Below are 558 nucleotides of genomic sequence, written 5' to 3'. Positions count from 1 at the left end.
CAATGGAAAGTCATCATTACACCTGTAATTATTGTCAAAAGGAATTCATTCCTAAACGAAGGAAAGTACAAAAGTTCTGTAGTTCATCCTGCAGGGTTAGACATCACCAAGCATCTAAAGGACGCAAAGCAAGACAATCTCAAGCCCTAGGTCAACCCGTTCAGGATTCAAAGGCTATGGAAGTAGAGAAAATTAGCGCTGCCGGAATTGGTAACGCTGCTTTAGGGACCATAACAGCAGATTTAGTAAAAAACCTACTGACTAAAGAGGATAATAAGCCAGCGACCAAGGCAGATCTAAGACGGCTTGAATCAAAGCTAAAGCGATACCATCATATTAAAAATATGAATCAAAATCATCTAGGACAGTTAGCTTATTTTGATATGGAATTAGGAATCTTTATATATAGATTTGAAAGCTGACTATAAATAATAATTTCATTGTTTAATATGCTCTTCTGAGAAGCTTATAGTAGAGATCTCTACCTATTTCGATGTATTCCTCTACAACTCAAGTTTAAACTTTAATAAAGCTCTGAGCAAGGTCATTGGTGGAGAT

General features: G+C 36.4%; 1 protein-coding gene. It reads left to right on the top strand.

What is annotated here, in order from left to right; genetic code table 11:
- The coding region (locus CXF67_RS17960; RefSeq protein WP_102086928.1) for a hypothetical protein at positions 1-422 on the top strand (422 nt) is incomplete at its 5' end.
- Between the last annotated feature and the right edge of the window lie 136 nt (positions 423-558).

Origin of the sequence: Psychroflexus sp. MES1-P1E, from assembly GCF_002836055.1 — a bacterium.
In the GTDB taxonomy this organism is placed as follows: Bacteria; Bacteroidota; Bacteroidia; order Flavobacteriales; family Flavobacteriaceae; genus Psychroflexus.
This window is presented reverse-complemented; position numbering and strand designations above follow the sequence as displayed.